The 17,597-nt window shown below is 63.7% G+C and carries 5 protein-coding genes; 3 read left to right on the top strand and 2 right to left on the bottom strand.

Features of this window, described 5'->3' with window-relative positions:
- Positions 1–132 precede the first annotated feature (132 nt).
- From dsbD to dsbG, 3 genes are read left to right on the top strand one after another with little or no spacing between them, the layout of a single operon-like run.
- Positions 133–1,866 carry a protein-disulfide reductase DsbD gene (gene dsbD, locus LCH64_RS27365; protein WP_226501873.1) on the top strand — a complete coding sequence of 578 codons (1,734 nt, stop codon included), beginning with the start codon at positions 133–135 and terminating at the stop codon, positions 1,864–1,866.
- On the top strand, positions 1,866–2,735 hold the full coding sequence (locus LCH64_RS27360) for a TlpA disulfide reductase family protein (protein ID WP_003226672.1): 870 nt from the start codon (positions 1,866–1,868) through the stop codon (positions 2,733–2,735). The genes dsbD and LCH64_RS27360 overlap by 1 nt, the downstream gene beginning before the upstream one ends.
- Positions 2,711–3,481 carry a thiol:disulfide interchange protein DsbG gene (gene dsbG / locus LCH64_RS27355; RefSeq protein WP_201136961.1) on the top strand — a complete coding sequence of 257 codons (771 nt, stop codon included), beginning with the start codon at positions 2,711–2,713 and terminating at the stop codon, positions 3,479–3,481. The genes LCH64_RS27360 and dsbG overlap by 25 nt, the downstream gene beginning before the upstream one ends.
- 113 nt (positions 3,482–3,594) lie before the next feature.
- On the opposite strand, the gene LCH64_RS27350 is transcribed toward dsbG, so the two are convergent.
- Complete coding sequence (locus LCH64_RS27350; protein WP_226501872.1) at positions 3,595–4,410, bottom strand: alpha/beta fold hydrolase; 816 nt, start codon at positions 4,408–4,410, stop codon at positions 3,595–3,597.
- Between the two features lie 180 nt (positions 4,411–4,590).
- The gene (locus tag LCH64_RS27345) at positions 4,591–17,589 is read right to left on the bottom strand and encodes a non-ribosomal peptide synthetase (RefSeq protein WP_226501871.1); all 12,999 of its coding nucleotides are present in this window, start codon (positions 17,587–17,589) and stop codon (positions 4,591–4,593) included.
- Between the last annotated feature and the right edge of the window lie 8 nt (positions 17,590–17,597).

The following is a 17,597-nucleotide window of genomic DNA, read 5'->3' as shown; positions in this document are numbered from 1 at the left end:
TAACCCGAGACCTCTTGCAGGCATCAGCGCATCTGCTTCGGGCCGTCCATCGGACAGCGTGCGGGGCGGTTAATCATCGGTTAATCGCCATCCACCATTGTGCCCACACTTGCACAGGGACAAGGCTCCTCCATGCGTCATTTTTTTCTTTTGTTTGCACTGCTGATTTCCGGCCTGGCCCAGGCCGGGAGCAATCCATTCGAGACCAAACCGGAGTTTCTGCCGGTCGACAAAGCCTTCGTGCTGACTTCCGAACGCCTTGAATCCGGGGAAACCCAGCTGTTCTGGCAAATCACCGACGGCTATTACCTGTACCAGAAACGTCTGAAATTCGACGGTTTGCCGGCCGAGCAACAGCCGGCGTTGCCCGAGGGCGAGTCGCACAGTGACGAGTTCTTCGGTGAACAACCGGTATATCGCCAGGGGCTGGAAGTCAAAGTCCCGGCCTCGGCCAGCGGTCAGATCAAGGTCAGTTACCAGGGCTGTGCCGATGCCGGCCTGTGTTATCCGCCGCAGACCCGGGTTATCGATCTGGGCGGCAAAGCGACGTCGACAGCCAGTGCCGAAGCGCCGGATCAGGCCTTGGCCAGCAGCCTGCAACAACGGGCGCTGGGCTGGAGCCTGCTGGTGTTCTTCGGCCTCGGCCTGTTGCTCGCGTTTACCCCATGTTCGTTGCCGATGCTGCCGATTCTGGCGGGCATGATTGTCGGCAGTGGTGCCACCCCGCGCCGCGGTTTCGCCCTGGCCAGCAGTTATGTGATCTGCATGGCACTGGTGTATGCGGCGATGGGGGTGATCGCCGCCCTGCTCGGCGCCAACCTTCAGGCATGGCTGCAAAATCCATGGCTGCTGGGTGCGTTTGCCGCAGTGTTTGTGGTGCTGGCACTGCCGATGTTCGGCTTCTTTGAATTGCAGTTGCCGGTGGCCTTGCGGGATCGCCTCGAGCACGCCTCGCGCAGTCGCAGCGGTGGCAGCCTGATCGGTGCCGGTGTACTCGGTGCGTTGTCCGGTCTGCTGGTCGGCCCGTGCATGACCGCGCCACTGGCCGGCGCTTTGTTGTACATCGCGCAGAGTGGCAATGCGCTGCACGGTGGTTTGATTCTGTTTGCGCTGGGCATCGGTATCGGGGTGCCGCTGCTGCTGCTGGTGACCGTCGGCAATCGCTTCCTGCCGAAACCTGGCGCGTGGATGAACCTGCTCAAGGGCATCTTCGGTTTCCTGTTCCTGGCCACTGCGCTGCTGATGTTGCGCCCGGTGCTGGACGCCTCGTTGTGGCTGGGCTTGTGTGGCGCGTTGCTGCTGATCGCCGCGTTCTGTGCCTGGAAGCAATCGGAAGGCTTCGGCCGGGTCGCCCAGGTGTTCGGCGCCAGTTCGTTGCTGCTCGGCCTGTGGGGCAGCCTGCTGCTGATCGGTGCTGCCGGTGGCAGTGACGATCCGTATCAGCCGTTGCAGGTGTACAGCGCCGGCCGGGGCGTCAGCGCCACGCCGAGCGGGCATGAGGCGTTCACCACGATCAAGGATCCCGCAACCCTGCAACGCGAACTGGATAGCGCCAAGGCTCAGGGCCAATGGGTGCTGCTCGATTACTACGCCGACTGGTGCGTGTCGTGCAAAGTCATGGAGAAACAGGTGTTCGGCAAGGACAAGGTCATGCAGGCGCTGAGCGATGTGCGCCTGCTGCGCCTCGACGTCACCGCCGACAATGCCGCCAGCCGCGAGCTGCTCGGCCGCTACAAAGTCCTAGGGCCACCGAGTTTTGTCTGGATTGGCGCCGACGGCGAAGAACGGCGTAGCCAGCGCATCACCGGCGAAGTCGATGCCGATACATTCCTGCAACGCTGGACCACCACTCGAGACGCCAACTGATGCTGACGTTCACCCTCGGCACCTTCGCCATCGCGCTTAACCACCTGCTGCTGATCAGTGCCTTGGCGCTGGCGACCTTTGTCGGCTGGCGGGTGGCCAAGCGTGGCGGCGATAACCCCGAGTCGGCGCTGTTCAGCCTGTTCCTGTTGGGCATGCTTGCGGCGCGCGTGGCGTTCGTCGCCCTGTATTGGGGGCACTATCGCAACGACCCGTGGCAGATCATCGACCTGCGCGACGGCGGTTTCCTCGCCTGGCCGGGGGTGATCGTACTGCTGCTGGCTGCACTTTATCGCGGCTGGCGCCGCCCGGGCCTGCGTCGGCCACTGGGTTTTGGTGTGGCCAGCGGCGTGCTGTTCTGGCTGCTGGCGACCCTGTCGCTGAACATCTACGAACAAGGCACGCGCCTGCCGGAAATCACCCTGCGTAACGCCGCCGGTGAGACCATCCAGCTCAGCGACTATCAGGGCGGCCCACTGGTGATCAACCTCTGGGCAACCTGGTGCCCGCCCTGCCGGCGTGAAATGCCGGTGCTGGAAAACGCTCAACAACAACGCCCGGACCTGACCTTTCTGTTCGTCAATCAGGCCGAAAGCATGCAAAGCGTTGCCACCTTCCTCGAAACCCAGGGCTTGAGCCTGAACAACGTACTGTTCGACCGCAGCGGCCGACTGGGTCAAGCCGTGGGTTCCATGGCGCTGCCGACTACGCTGTTCTACAGCCCTGACGGACGTTTGCTGAGCAGCCACCTGGGCGAACTGTCGAACGCCAGCCTGGCCCGCGCCCTGGAAAACTTCGACATCCCGAATCCAACCGCCGCACCGGCCACCTCTGCAAGGAAACTGCCATGCCCCGCCTCCGCCACCTGCTGACGTTGACTCTGGGCACTGCCCTGCTGCACCTGCCGTCGGTTCAGGCCGCCGAAGAATTGCCCGCCGCGATCAAGCAGATCGAAGCCAAGGGCGCGAAAATCGTCGGCCAGTTCGACGCGCCGGACGGCTTGCGCGGTTATGCAGCGCAGTACCAGAACCGTGGCATGGCGCTGTACCTGACACCGGACGGCCAGCACGTCTTGCTCGGCAATCTGTACGACGCCGACGGCAAGGACTTGAGCAGTGAGCCGTTGCAGAAACTGGTCTACGCGCCGATGGCCAAGGAAATCTGGGGCAAGTTCGAAGCCAGCAACTGGATTCAGGACGGCAACAAGGATGCACCGCGTACCGTGTACCTGTTCAGCGATCCGAACTGCCCGTACTGCAACATGTTCTGGGAACAGGCGCGGCCATGGGTCAAGGCCGGCAAGGTACAACTGCGGCACATCATGGTCGGGATCATCCGCGAAGACAGCCCGGCCAAATCCGCTGCACTGCTGGCTGCGAAAGATCCGGCCAAGGCGCTGGAAGACCATGAGAAGGCTGGCAAGGCCAGCACACTCAAACCCTTGAAAGACATCCCGGCGGCAGTGCAGACCAAACTCGCGGCGAACATGCAGTTGATGGAAGACCTGGAATTGCAGGCGACTCCGGCGATTTTCTACATGGATGACAAGGGTGAGCTGCAACAGCAGCAAGGGGCACCTTCGCCGGAGAAACTGGCGAAGATTCTCGGGCCGAAATAAGTCCGGATTCTTTATTGCCTGATCTGGCCTCTTCGCGAGCAAGCCCGCTCCCACAGGGATCACCGCGGTCACTGTGGGAGCGGGCTTGCTCGCGAAAAGAACGATGACACGGTTTAACGGTTGCGCTCAGCCAAAAAGGTAAACAACACCTCGCTCACAAACTGCGGATTCTCCAGACTGGAGATATGCCCCGCCTCCGGCACCAGCACCCACGGGCAACCGATCAGTTCGGCCATTTCCTGAGCCTCTGACGGTGGCCGTGGTTTGTCCTGGTCGCCGCACAGCACCAGGGTGGTCGCGGCGTTCAGCTCGCCCAGACGCGGCAACAGGTCATCACGGCTGAACGTGATTCGGCCCATCGGAACGATGCTTTCGCGCAGGCGATCCGTGGTGTAGGCCGCCAGTTTGGCGCGGAAGTCCTGATACAGCGGCGACTGCGGATCGATGCCCGGACGGAAGAAGATCGGCACCACGATGTCGAGCAACTGTGGCGCAATCTCGCCGCTTTCCTCGATCTGCTTGAACAGCGAGAAATAGTATTGACGGGTAGGCTCAGGCTCGACGCCGACGTAGGTGTCCATCAGCACCAGCCCGTTGATCCGCTGCGGGGCCGACAAGGCCAGCCGCACGCCCCACATGCCGCCGACCGATAGCCCCGCCAGAGTGATCCGCTCAATCTGCAGATGATCGAGCAAGGCCTCAGCCTGCCGCGCAATGTCATCCAGCGACGTGGTGCCTGGCGGCAAACGCCCGGATTCGCCGTGGCCCCACAGGTCCAGGGCAATCACCCGGTAGTGCGACGACAGCGCAGCGATCTGGGGTGCCCACATGGCCGTGTCCCACAGATAACTGCCGGCCAGCAACACGGCCGGCCCGGTGCCTTGATCAATGTAGTGCAGCGCTTGTCCGTCAACCGTGAAGAAAGGCATCGACCACCCCCGCGACAAAAAAGAGAACCGGCAGACTGAGCTGCCGGTTGTTGATCGTCAACCGTGTAAATGTCTGAAAATGTGCCGCCCCCAATCGCGAGCAGGCTCACTCCTACAAGGGAACGAATACCCAATGTAGGAGTGAGCCTACTCGCGAAGGGGCCGGTGAAGACGCCGGAATTACAAGCCCTCCAGCTCCGCCATCAGATCATTCAAGCGATCCACCTTGTCCTCAGTCATGTCACTGGCCGCCAGGCCTTCGATGTACTCGGCCAGTTCCTGCACCGTGCTGCACTCGAACATCGCCCGCAGCGGCACATCGCGTTGCAGGGTTTTCTGCACCCGCGAGGCGATCTGCGTAGCCAGCAGCGAATGACCGCCCAGTTCGAAGAAGTTGTCGCGCACGCCGACCTTGTCGACCTTGAGCACCTCGCCCCAGATGTCGGCCAGGGTCTGCTCCAGTTCGTTGCGCGGGGCCAGGTAGTCCTGGCTCTGCAACTGGCCGATCTCCAGCGCCGGCAAGGCCTTGCGGTCGAGTTTGCCGTTGGCGTTGTGCGGCAACTGATCCAGCCACAACCAGTGCAGCGGCACCATGTATTCCGGCAGTTCGCTGCGCAGGCGTTGCTTGATCCGCTCCAGACGTTCGCTCGGGTTGAGCGCCGAATCCGCCGCGACCAGATAGCCGACCAAGTGCTTGCCATTCACGCCTTCCTGCACGCCGACCGCCGCATCGCGGACTTCCGGCTGTTCGTGCAGGCGCGCCTCGATCTCCCCCAGTTCGATCCGGTAACCGCGAATCTTCACCTGATGGTCAACCCGGCCAACGTACTCCAGCACCCCGTCACTGCGCCGCCGCGCGAGGTCACCGGTGCGATACAGACGCTCGCCCGGCGCGCCGAAGGGGTTGGGCACAAATACCGGCGCGGTGCGCAGCGGATCGCTGACGTAACCGCGACCGACACCCGTCCCGGCCACGCACAACTCACCCACCGCGCCCAACGGCACCAGTTCCAGCGCGCCATCGACCAGGTACAGCACGTTGTTGTCGGTCGGCGTACCGATCGGCAAATAGCTGCCGCGAGTCGAGGCCAGGTCGACGCGGAAGAACGCCACGTCATCCGAGCATTCCGCCGGGCCGTAAGCGTTGACCAGACCGATGTCCGGGTAACGCAGCAGCCACTGGTGCGCCAGTTCCGGCGGCATCGCTTCACCGGTCGGCAGCATCCAGCGCAGGCCGTCGAGGCTCAGGCGATCGGAGGCGAGCATGCCCTGAATCAGCGACGGCACACTCTCGAGCACGGTGATGCCCTGCGCCTGCACATGCACCAGCAAGCCCTGCGGATCGTGGGCGATGGTGTTCGGCACAATGTCCACCCGCGCGCCGAACAACGGCGCGGCGAGGAACTGCCAGACCGAAATATCGAAGCTTTGCGAGGCGGTCTGCGCGATCACGTCGGCGTCCGTCAGTTTCAGGTACGGCACCTTGCTCAACTGGTTGTTGAGCATGCCGCGCTGCTCGACCATCACGCCCTTCGGCAACCCGGTCGAACCCGAGGTGTAGATCACGTACGCCAGGTTATCCGGGCCACTGTAAATGCCCGGGTTGTGCAGCGCCGTCGCCAACGCCTGCACCTCTTCCCAGACCAACAGCCGTGGACGGTTGGCGCAGCTGAATTCATCGAGCAAGGTCTGCGCCTGTTCGCGGCAGGCTTCGCTGCACACCAGCACCGGCGTGCGGCTCAGCTCGATGATGCGTTGCAAACGCTGGCTCGGCAGGCCCGGGTCCAGCGGCAGGTAACCGGCACCGGCCTTGAAGCTGCCGATGATCATCCCCAGCAGATCGAGATTACGCTCGGCCAGCAATGCCACCGGTTGATCCATCTGCACCCCGGCCGCGACCAGCGCATGGCCGAGACGGTTGGCGTTGTGGTTGAGCGCGGCATAGCTCAGTTGCTGATCGAGGCAAGTGGCGGCGATGCGCTGCGGGTGCGCCGCGACCTGCGCTTCGAACAGCGCCACGTAGCTCTGCTCCAGCGGATAGTCGTGGGCGCTCTGGTTGCAGCCGTGCAGCAGGAAGTCCTGCTCCTCGGCGCCCAACAGCGGCAGATCGGCCATGTCGCCGTGGAAACCCTCGACCAGCGCCAATAGCAGGCGCTTGAACTCGCCGAGCATGCGCTCGATGGTCGACTCGTCGAAATAGCGCTGGTCATACGACAAATGCAGACCGAGGTCATCACCCGGGTAGCACACCGCCGTCAGCGGGAAGTTGGTGTGGGTGCGACCGGAGTCCGAAGTCGCATTGAGGCTCTGCGCGCGGTCCAGTACCGAGACTTCCACCGGGGCGTTTTCGAACACGAACAGACTGTCGAACAGCGGCTGGCCTTTCGGCAGTTCACTCTGCTCCTGAATGTTCACCAGCGGCAGGTATTCGTACTCGCGCAGCTGCATGTTGCTGTCGAGCAGGCCGCTCAACCACTGGCGCACACTGGCGCGCTGATCGTCCGCCGGGATCTGCACCCGCAGCGCGATGCTGTTGATGAACAGGCCGACGGTGCGTTGCATCTCCGGCATTTCCACCGGACGCCCGGCCACGGTCACGCCGAACAGCACGTCGCGATCACCGCTCAGGCGTCGCAGCACCAAGGCCCATGCCGCCTGAGCGAAGGTGTTGATGGTCAGTTGATGGGCCTGGGCCAGCTCACGCAGACGGGCGCCATCTTCAACGTTGAGACGGGTATAGCGATCACCGACGATCATGCCGCCGCTTTCGCCGGCGTGTTCGCGCAGGAACGGCCGGTCGCTCGGGATCGGCGTGGTGCGTTCGAAACCTTGCAGGTTCTGCTGCCACCACTGGCGTGCCTCGGCCAGGCTCTGGCGTTGCAGCCAGCCGATGTAGTCGCGGTAACGCGGCGGCACCGACAACTGTGCCTCGCGACCTTCACCGAGGGCGGTGTAGATCTCGAAGAAATCGTTCATCAGCAGCGAGCGGCACCAGGCATCGATGAGGATGTGGTGGTTGCTCATCATGAACCAGTAACGCGCCGCGCCGACCTTGATCAGGCGCAGGTGGAACGGTGCCTGATTGAGCAGATCGAACCCGGCCTCGCGCTCGCTTTTCAGCAGTGCCTGCAGCTTCGGTTCTTGCTCGGCATCGCTGATGGCGCTCCAGTCCAGATACTCGACCGGTGTGCGACCCGGGCTGTGGATCACTTGCAGCATGTCTTCGCCGACGTTCCAGCAGAACGACGCACGCAGCGCTTCATGACGGGCGACCACGGCTTGCCAGGCCTGAGCGAAACGCTCGGGATCGAGTTCGCTGTTGATGCGGTAGCGATCCTGCATGTAGTACAGGCCGGTGCCCGGTTCGAGCAAGGTGTGCAGCAGCATGCCTTCCTGCATCGGCGTCAGCGGGTAGACGTCTTCGATCTGCGCCGCCGGCACCGGCAGTGCATCGAGTTGCGCCTGGGTTAGTTTCGCCAGCGGGAAGTCTGACGGCGTCAGGCCACCGGCCTGGTCTTGCAGGCAATGTTCGATCAGGCTTTGCAGCTCGCCGAGGTAGGCGTCGGCCAGATCGTTGATGGTTTGCGCCTCGTAACGCTCGCCGCTGAAAGTCCAGCGCAGCAGCAGTTCGCCGCCGTACACCTGACTGTCGATGCTCAACTCGTTGGGCAACGGCGCTTGCGGATCGTGGGCCGCACCGACCGGCTCGTCCAACGGACGGAACAGCGCATCGCTGGCGAAACTCTGGTCGAACTGGCCGAGGTAGTTGAAGGTCACCGGAGCATTCGGCAACGCCGCCATGCTGCGCTGGCTGAGGTCATCGGCCAGATAGCGCAGCACGCCATAACCGAGGCCTTTGTGCGGCACCGCGCGCAGTTGCTCCTTGATCGCCTTGATCGAAGCGCCCTGCCCGGCCGCCTCTTCGATGTTGTGCGGGGTCAGGCGTAATGGATAGGCGCTGGTGAACCAGCCGACGGTGCGAGTCAGGTCGATCTCGTCGAACAGGGTTTCGCGGCCGTGGCCTTCCAGTTGAATCAATGCCGACGGCTGCCCGCTCCAGCGGCACAGCACACGGGCAAGCGCGGTCAGCAGCAGATCGTTGACCTGCGTGCGGTAGGCGCGCGGCGCCTGTTGCAGCAGTTGTTGGGTGCGCTCGGCATCGAGGCGCACGCTGACGGTTTGCGCGTGACGATTCTGCTGTCCGCCCTGCGGGTTTTCGCACGGCAGCTCGGCGCTCGATCCGGCCAGTTGGGTCTGCCACCAGTTCAGTTCCTCGCGCAGCGATTCGCTGCCGGCATAGGCCTGCAAACGTGCCGCCCAGTCCTTGAAGGCACTGGTTTTCGCCGGCAGTTTTACCGACTGCTCGGCATCGAGCTGGCGGTACACGGTTTGCAGATCGTCGAGCAATACGCGCCAAGACACACCGTCGACCACCAAGTGATGGATCGCAATGAACAGCCGTTGCTGACCCTGCGGACCATCCACCAGCAAGGCGCGCAGCAGCGGGCCGTTTTGCAGATCGAGACTGCGCTGGGCATCGGCGAACAGTGCTGCGCACTGGTCCATCGCCGCCACCCGCACCTGCCACAACACCTCGGCGTCGGACACTGGTTGATGCGTGGCCTGCCATTGTTCGTTGACCTGGGTGAAACGCAGACGCAAAGCATCGTGCTGCTCGATCACTGCCAATAGCGCTTGCTCCAGACGATGCGGTTCCAGCGCCACGCTCGGCTCCAGCAGCAGCGCCTGGTTCCAGTGCTGACGCTCAGGAATATCAGTATCGAAGAACCAGTGCTGGATCGGCGTCATGGCCGACTCACCGACCACCAGTCCCTGCTCGGCAGTGACTTGCTCGCTGCGGCTGGCGACAGCGGCGAGGGTCTGCACCGTTTGATGCTGGAACAGATCCCGCGGGCTGAAATGAATGCCTTGCTGCCGCGCACGGCTGACCACTTGAATCGACAGGATCGAGTCACCACCGAGTTCGAAGAAGTTGTCGTTGAGACCGACCTGCTCGACGTTGAGCACCTCGCACCAGATCTGCGCCAGGGTCTGCTCCAGCTCATTGCTCGGGGCGACGTAGTGCTGACGGTTCAGCTCGGGATCCGGTGCCGGCAAGGCGCGGCGGTCGAGTTTGCCGTTGGCGGTCAGCGGCATGCTCGCCAGCAGGATCAGGTGTGTCGGCACCATGTAATCCGGGAGTTGTGCCTTGAGGTGCGACTTCAGTGCTTCACGCAACTCGGCTTGTTGCGCTTCGCCCTGCTCGGCGACTTCGCTGACCAAGTAGCCCACCAGTTGCTTGCCGCTCGGCGCATCCAGCGCCAGCACCACCGCTTCGCGGACCGAGTGGTGATCGAGCAGACGGGTTTCGATCTCGCCCAGTTCGATGCGGAAACCACGGATTTTCACCTGATGGTCGATCCGGCCCAGGTATTCCACCAGACCATCGGCACGCTGGCGCACCAGATCGCCGGTGCGGTACATGCGTCCGCCATCGGCGGCGAACGGGTCCGCCACGAAACGCTCGGCGCTGATGCCCGGACGGTCGTGATACCCCTGCGCCAGACCGGCGCCGCCGACGAACAATTCACCGGTCGCGCCTTGTGGCACCAACGCCAGATCGGCGTCGAGAATGTACGCCACCCGGTCACCGATCACGCTGCCGATCGGCACGCTGCCGGCGCCCTCTTCCAGCACTTCCGGGGCGAGACCGGCCAGTGGCATGACCACGGTTTCAGTCGGGCCATAGGCGTTGAAGAACAGACTCGGTTTGAACGCAGCACGAATCCGTTGCAGGTGCTCGCCAGTCAGCGCTTCGCCGCCGGTGATGATCATCCGCACCGGCAGAGTTTCATTCTGCGTGGCGAGGAACTGCGCCAGCTGGCTGCCGTAGCTCGGGGTGAAGCCGAGCACGTTGATCCGATGGGTGCGGATCAACCCGCAGATTTCTTCCGCATCCCACTGCCCTTGCGCTCGCAGCACCACTTGCGCGCCGCTGAGCAACGGCACCAGCAGACGCTCGGTGGCGGCGTCGAAGTTGATCGAATAGAAGTGCAGCTCGCAGTCGTCCGGGCGCATGCCGAAACGTTCGATCACGGCCTGGCAATGCATGGCGATTTCACCGTGGGACACCACCACGCCTTTCGGTTTGCCGGTCGAACCCGAGGTGTAGATCAGGTACGCCTGATGCTGCGGCAGGCTGATAAAGGGCAACTCGCTGACCGGGTAATCCACCAGCGCCGCGCTGTCGTCTTCCAGGCACCAGCGCGCCACGTTCGACGGCAGAGCGCCAAGCGCATTGAACATCGCCCGATCGCTGAGCAGCAGACCGATGCGGCTGTCTTCGATCATGTAGTGCAGACGGTCGAGCGGGTATTCCGGGTCCAGCGGCACGTAAGCGCCGCCCGCCTTGAGGATCGCCAGCAGGCCGACGACCATGTCCAGCGAACGCTCCAGCGCCAGACCGACCCGCACTTGCGGGCCGACCCCACGCTCACGCAGGGCCCAGGCCAGACGATTGGCGCGGGCATCAAGTTCGGCGTAGCTCAGGGTCTGGCCGGCGAAGGTCAGGGCCGGGGCGTCTTTGCGCATCAGCGCCTGCTCGGCGAACAGGTGATGAATGCACTGATCGAGACGATGCTTGCCCGGTTCGACGCCGAGGCTGTCGAGCAGTAGTTGTTGCTCTGGGGCATCGAGCAGCGGTAATTGGCTCAGACGCTGTTGCGGATCGGCGATCAACGCTTCCAGCAGGTTGCGCCAATGCTTGGCCATGCGTGCGATGGTCGGTTCATCGAACAGATCGGTGCTGTACGTCAGGCAGCAACCGAGGCGATGGTCGAGGTCGGTGACTTCCAGGTTGAGGTCGAACTTGGTCGCTCGCGCATCGTTGGCCAGGTACTCGACGGTCATCCCGGCGAGCATGCGGCTCTGCTGGAACTCCCAGCGCTGCACGTTACACATCACCTGGAACAGCGGGTTGTACGCCGCGCTGCGGGGTGGTTGCAGCGCTTCGACCAGATGATCGAACGGCAGATCCTGATGCGACTGGCCCTCAATCACGGTGTGACGCACTTGCTCGAACAACTCGCCGACCGACATCTGCCCGTCGAGCTGGCAACGCAACACCTGAGTGTTGAGGAATGCACCGATCAGCCCTTCGCTTTCCGGGCGGATACGGTTGGCCACCGGCGCGCCGATGCGCAGGTCGGTCTGACCACTGTAGCGGTAGAGTAACGTGGCGAGCGCGGCGGTCATGGTCATGAACAGGGTCAGACCGTTTTGCGCATTGAACGCACGGACGCGGGCGGCAAGATCGTCGCTCAGGTCGAAACGGAACAACTCGCCCTGGTGGCTTTGCACCGGCGGACGCGGACGGTCGCCGGGCAGTTCCAGCAGCGGATGTTCGCGACCGAGTTGCGCGGTCCAGTAGTCGAGTTGACGCTGACGTTCACCGGACTCCAGCCACTGCCGTTGCCAGACGCTGTAGTCGAGGTACTGCACCGGCAACGCTTCGAGCGGCGAGTCGCGGTCATCGACAAAGGCTTCGTACAACGCGCTGAGTTCGCGGGCAAAAATATCCATCGCCCAGCCTTCGGTGACGATGTGATGCAGGGTCAGCACGAAGTAATGCTCCTGCTCGGCGGTCTTCACCAGACAGGCGCGCAGCAGTGGGCCGCTTTCCAGATCGAACGGCAGATGCGCTTCTTCGTCGGCCAGTTGCTGGACCTGTTGCTCGCGCTGGTCCGCCGGCAGTTTCGAGAAATCTTTCCAACCCATGCGCACGCCGGTCTCGGCATGCACTTGCTGACGGGCCACGCCATCGACGCTCGGGAACGTGGTGCGCAGGGTTTCGTGGCGCAGGATCAGCGCCTGCAAGGCCGCCTCGAAATGCTCGACGTGCAACACGCCGCGCAGGCGCGCCATGCCGCCGACGTTGTACGCCGGGCTGTCCGGCTCCATCTGCCAGAGGAACCACATGCGTTGTTGCGAGTACGACAGCGGCACCGCTTGGCTGCGATCGACTTTGGCAATCGGCGGCTGCTTGTTGGTCTGGCCGCTGGCCTGGATCAGGCGGATCTGCTCGGCGAAGTCCCCGAGTTCGCTGTGCTCGAACAAGGCGCGTAACGGCAACTCGACGTCACAGGCCTGACGGCTGCGCGAGATGATTTGTGTGGCCAGCAATGAGTGCCCGCCGAGGGCGAAGAAGTCGTCGCGCAGGCCGATCCGCGGCAAACCCAGCACTTCGCGCCAGATCGCGGCGATCTGTTGTTCCAGCTCGGTGACCGGTTCGACGTGTTCACGCACCTGCCACTGCGGCTCGGGCAAGGCGCGGCGGTCGAGCTTGCCGCTTGGGCTCAGGGGCATTGCGTCCAGGCGCATCAGTTGCGCCGGGACCATGTATTCCGGCAGTTCGGCGGCCAGTGCGGTTTTCAGACGAGCGATTTGCGCGTCCTGATCTTCGCGGGCATCGATGGCAGTGAAGTAGCCGATCAATTGCGCGCCAGCGGCGGTTTCCCGCACCAGTACCACGGCTTGAGCGACGCCGTCCTGGGCCAGCAGGCGCGCTTCGATTTCTTCCGGCTCAACGCGGAAACCACGCAGTTTGACCTGCTGATCGAGACGCCCGAGGTATTCAATCACGCCGTCAGCGGTCCAGCGTGCACGGTCACCGGTGCGATACAGACGTGCGCCCTGCTCGCCCAGTGGGTCGACCACGAAACGCTCCGCAGTCAGCGCCGGGCGACCGAGGTAACCCCGGGCCAGACCGATGCCGCTGATGCACAGTTCGCCCGGCACACCGGCCGGCACGGGATTGAGATCGGCGTCGAGCACGCGGCAGATCACGTTGCCCAGCGGCCGGCCAATTGGCGAACGCTCGCCATCGGCCGTGGTGCAGTGCCAATGGGTGACGTTGATTGCGGTTTCGGTCGGGCCGTAACGGTTGTGCAGTTGCACCGCCGGCAGTTGCGCCAGCACGCGGTTGCGCAGTTCCGCCGGCAGCGCCTCACCGCCGGAGAATAACCGGCGCAGGCTGGTGCATTCGGCGCTCAGCGGTTCGTCGATGAACAGCGCGAGCAGCGGCGGCACAAAGTGCAGCGTGGTCACACCGTATTCCTGAACCAACTGGGCGATGCGATGCGGATCGCGGTGTTCACCGGGGCCGGCGATCAGCAGACGTGCGCCAGTGATCAGCGGCCAGAAGCACTCCCACACCGACACGTCGAAACTGATCGGTGCCTTTTGCATCAGCACGTCGCTGTCGTTCAGGCGGTAGCTATGCTGCATCCATTGCAGACGTTCGGCCAACGCGGCGTGGGTGTTGCCGACGCCTTTCGGTTGGCCGGTGGAGCCGGAGGTGTAAATCACGTAGGCGAGGTTGTCGCCATGCAGGTGCAGACCCGGCGCCTGGCTCGGCCAGCTCTCCAGATGCAGCGCGTCCATGGCGATCACGCTGACGCCGTCGCTGGCCGGCAGACGGTCGAGCAATGCGGTCTGAGTCAGCAGCAGCTCGACACCGCTGTCGCTGAGCATGTAAGCCAGGCGCTCGGCGGGGTAATCCGGGTCCAGCGGCACATACGCGCCACCAGCCTTGATGATCGCCAGCAGACCGATCAGCAGTTGCGGCGAACGCTCGGCAGCAATCGCCACGCACACATCCGGGCCGACACCTTTGTCGCGCAGATAATGCGCGAGGCGGTTGGCCTGGGCGTGCAATTCGGCGAAGTCGAGACTGCCGCCGTCCCACACCAGCGCGGTGCGTTCCGGGGTCTGCCGCGCCTGTTCGTTGAGCAGTTCCGGCAGCCATTGTTGCGCCGGGGTGCACGGGGCGATGCTCCATGCCTGCTGCTGTTCGTGCTCGCACGGAGTGAGCAATGGCAGGTCGCCGATCGCCTGTTGCGGCTGTTCGCAAACGGCGCGCAGCAGGTTGCTGAAGTGCTCGGCCAGACGCGCGATGGTCGCTGCGTCGAACAGCTCATCGGCGTAGTCGAAGGACAGGGTCAGGCGCCCGTTGCGATCTTCTTCGCTGTGCAGTTGCAGGTCGAACTTGGCTTCGCGGCTGTGCCACGGCAACTCTTCGGCGAGCAGGCCCGGCAGGCGCTTGAGCGCACTCAAGTCGCGCTGCTGATGGTTGAACATGACTTGGAACAGACCCTGCTCGCGGGCCTGCGGGAACGCCTCGAGCAGTTGTTCGAACGGCAGATCCTGATTCGCCAGAGCGCCCAGTGCAGCGTCGCGGGTCCGCGCCAGCAACTCGACAAATGACAGCCGTGAATCAACCTCGGCCCGCAGCACTTGAGTGTTGATGAAGAAGCCGATCAGGCCCTGGGTTTCCAGGCGCGGACGGTTGGCGTTGGGGATACCGATGCGGATTTCGCGCTGACCACTGTAACGGTGCAGCAGGCTCTGGAAGGCCGAGAGCAACAGCATGAACGGCGTCGACTGGTGAGCCTGGGCGGTCTGCTTGATCGCATCGCTGAGGCTGACGCCGAGGCGCACACTGTGGCGCGCAGCGCTGTGCAATTGTCTGGCCGAACGCGGATGATCGGTGGCCAGTTCCAGTACCGGATGCTCGTCGCCCAGTTGGGCTTTCCAGTACGCCAGTTGCCGCTCGCCCTCGCCTTGCGCCAGCCATTGGCGCTGCCACCTGCCGTAGTCGGCGTATTGAGTCGGCAGCGGCGCGAGTTCGGCGCGCTGGCCTTGAGAGGCGGCAGCGTACAGGCGCGAGAACTCGTCGATCAGTACGTTCAGCGACCAGCCGTCGGCGATGATGTGGTGCAGCGTCACCAGCAACTGGTGATCTTCGTCGTCGAGACGCACCAGCGTCACCCACAGCAGCGGGCCTTTTTCCAGGTCGAACTGGGTGCGCGCTTCGTCCTCGCGGATCTGTTGCGCGCGGGCTTCACGTTCGTGCGCCGGCAGGTCGCTGATGTCGATCAGTTGCAGGTTGAATTCCGGCGCGGCGTCGACTTGTTGCAGCGCCACACCGTCGCGTTCGAAGAAGCGTGTGCGCAGCGATTCGTGGCGCTCGATCAGTTGCTGGAAGCTCGCACGCAACGCGTCTTCGTCCAGCTCGCCGCGCAGACGCAGGGCGCCGGGAATGTTGTAGGCGCTGCTTTGCGGGTCGAGTTGCCAGGTGATCCACAGCCGGTTTTGCGCCAGCGATTGCGGCAGTGCTTCGCTGCGCGACAAGGTGGTTATTGCGCCTTGGGCGCTGCCGCCGTCCTGTTGCTGCTGCGCCACGGCAGCGGCGAATGCGGACAGGGTCGGGGCTTCGAACAACAGGCGCAGATTCAGCTCCAGCGCCAGTTCTTCACGCACTCGGGCGATCACTTGCGTGGCGGCAATCGAGTTGCCGCCGAGCAGGAAGAAGTGGTCGTCGGCACCGACCTGTCTGACGTTGAGTTGTTCGGCCCAGATCTTGCCGATCAAGGCTTCCAGCTCGGAGGCTGCCAGGGTCGACTCGTTACTTTGCACCTCGGCGGACGGGAACACCGCGTAGCTGTCGAGGCTGCCATCGGCCAGACGATTGCGGCACGCCGAGCGTTGCAGCTTGCCGCTGGACGTCTTCGGCAGCGCGCCCGGATTGAGCAGCACCACCACGCTCGGCGCTTGTTGACAGGCCTCGGCCACCGCTTGGCGAATGGCTTTGATCAGCGCTTCCGGCGGCAGGATTTTTTGCACGCTGCGGCTGATTTCCGCGGCGATGCCGATGCCTTCTTCACCATCCTGAGTGACCGCGAATGCCGCGACCCGGCCCTTGCGCACCACTTCCACTTCGTTCTCGACAGTTTTCTCGATGTCCTGCGGATACAGGTTGTGGCCGCGCACGATGAGCATGTCTTTCAGGCGACCGGTGATGAACAGTTCACCGTCGCGGCTGAAGCCCAGGTCACCCGTGCGCAGCCAGGTGCGGCCGGCGTGTTGGACGAAAGTCTTGGCACTGGCCTCGGGATTGCGCCAGTAGCCGTGAGCGATACTCGGGCCGGCGGCCCAGACTTCACCGACGAGGTTGTCAGCCAGTTCGTTTAGCGTTACCGGATCGACGATCAGCACCGCATGCTCAGGCTGGCTGATGCCGCAACTCATGATCGGGCTGCCGTCGCCCGGCTCGGCGCGATTTTGCGTCAGCGCCTGATCATCGACGCGCAGCGCAGGAATACCAGCGCCACGGGGGGTGCCGGCGACGAACAGGGTCGCCTCGGCTAGACCGTAGGAGGCCATGAAGCTGTCTTCACTGAAACCGCACGGGGTGAACTTCTCGGCAAAGCGTTCAAGTGTGTCTAGGCGGATCGGTTCGGAGCCGGAATAGGCCACGCGCCAGCGGCTTAGATCAAGGCGTTCCAGCGCCGATTCGCTGACCCGCTCGCTGCACAAACGATAGGCGAAATCCGGTCCGCCACTGATGGTGCCGCCGTATTGGCTGATCGCTTCGAGCCAGCGCAACGGGCGGCCAAGGAAGTACGCAGGTGACATCAAGATGCACGGCACGCCGCTGAAAATCGGTTGCAGCAGGCCGCCGATCAGGCCCATGTCGTGGTACAGCGGCAGCCAACTGACGATCACGTCATCGGGGTTCACATCGATGCCGAAACCGTGACGAATCAGCAGCTCGTTGGCCACCAGATTGCCGTGACTGACCTGCACACCTTTGGGCAACGCGGTGGAGCCGGAGGTGTATTGCAGGAAGGCAATGTGATCTTGCGGCAGAGCCGGCTCAACCCAGCGTTCAGCCTGCGCGCTGTCGAGCGTATCGACGCACAGCAGCGGTGGCGCACCTTCGATTTGCTGCAAGGCATCGCGCAGGTCGGCGCTGGTCAACAGCAGGCGCGGTTCGGCGTCCGCGATGATCGACAGCAGGCGTTCCTGATGATGACGGCGGGCGGACTCCGGCGGATAGGCCGGCACCGCAATCACCCCGGCGTACAGGCAACCGAAAAACGCCGCGACGTAATCCGCGCCGCTGGGAAACAGCAGCACCGCGCGATCACCGAATTCAGCCTGGGCCTGCAACGCGGCAGCAATGGTCCGCGCGCGCTGATCGAGTTCGCGGTAACTGAGCACCACGCCCTGCTCCTCGGTTTCGGCGAGAAAGCGCAGGGCCAGGCGATCCGGCGTCTGTGCCGCACGGCGCTGGAGGGCTTGGACCAGAGTGCTGGGGAGTTCGAACGCGTCGGTCATGAGGTTTC

Source organism: Pseudomonas sp. MWU16-30322 (genome assembly GCF_020515535.1).
GTDB classification, from domain to species: domain Bacteria; phylum Pseudomonadota; class Gammaproteobacteria; order Pseudomonadales; family Pseudomonadaceae; genus Aquipseudomonas; species Aquipseudomonas fluorescens_H.
This window is presented reverse-complemented; position numbering and strand designations above follow the sequence as displayed.

Coding starts and splice junctions, on each gene's coding strand:
- dsbD (WP_226501873.1), top strand. CDS start 133: ATGCGTCATTTTTTTCTTTTGTTTGCACTGCTGATTTCCGGCCTGGCC.
- LCH64_RS27360 (WP_003226672.1), top strand. CDS start 1,866: ATGCTGACGTTCACCCTCGGCACCTTCGCCATCGCGCTTAACCACCTG.
- dsbG (WP_201136961.1), top strand. CDS start 2,711: ATGCCCCGCCTCCGCCACCTGCTGACGTTGACTCTGGGCACTGCCCTG.
- LCH64_RS27350 (WP_226501872.1), bottom strand. CDS start 4,410: ATGCCTTTCTTCACGGTTGACGGACAAGCGCTGCACTACATTGATCAA.
- LCH64_RS27345 (WP_226501871.1), bottom strand. CDS start 17,589: ATGACCGACGCGTTCGAACTCCCCAGCACTCTGGTCCAAGCCCTCCAG.